Origin of the sequence: Secundilactobacillus collinoides DSM 20515 = JCM 1123 (assembly GCF_001435975.1) — a bacterium.
GTDB lineage: Bacteria > Bacillota > Bacilli > Lactobacillales > Lactobacillaceae > Secundilactobacillus > Secundilactobacillus collinoides.
In genome coordinates this window covers 1-284 of record NZ_AYYR01000090.1, presented here as the reverse complement: position 1 = coordinate 284, position 284 = coordinate 1, and the positions used below count along the sequence as shown (strand labels likewise).

The following is a 284-nucleotide window of genomic DNA, read 5'->3' as shown; positions in this document are numbered from 1 at the left end:
TCCTTTAAACCTTGCGCCTGTTTTTGCCGTTCGTAATCTTCATCACGGGCATATAGGGCGGTCATGATTGCGTTACTAAAGGCCGTCTTTAAGTAATAGTCTGGACTAACTGGCTTGTAGTTCAGTGGTTGATAATGTTTGATATTTGCTTTTCTGTACTGGTCGTCCTTGGCTTGTTGCTCTTTTAACTGCATTTGGATTTTCTCGATCTGACTGTTCTTAATCGTCGGATCGGCTTTGCATTCGCCAAAAAAGAGTTGTTTAGTGCCATCATGCTTTAAAAC

Annotated in this window: 1 pseudogene; it reads right to left on the bottom strand. The window is 41.5% G+C overall.

Going from position 1 to position 284, the window contains the following annotated elements:
* Positions 1–284 (bottom strand): annotated as a pseudogene (locus tag FC82_RS13325) (MobQ family relaxase); the annotation flags it as partial.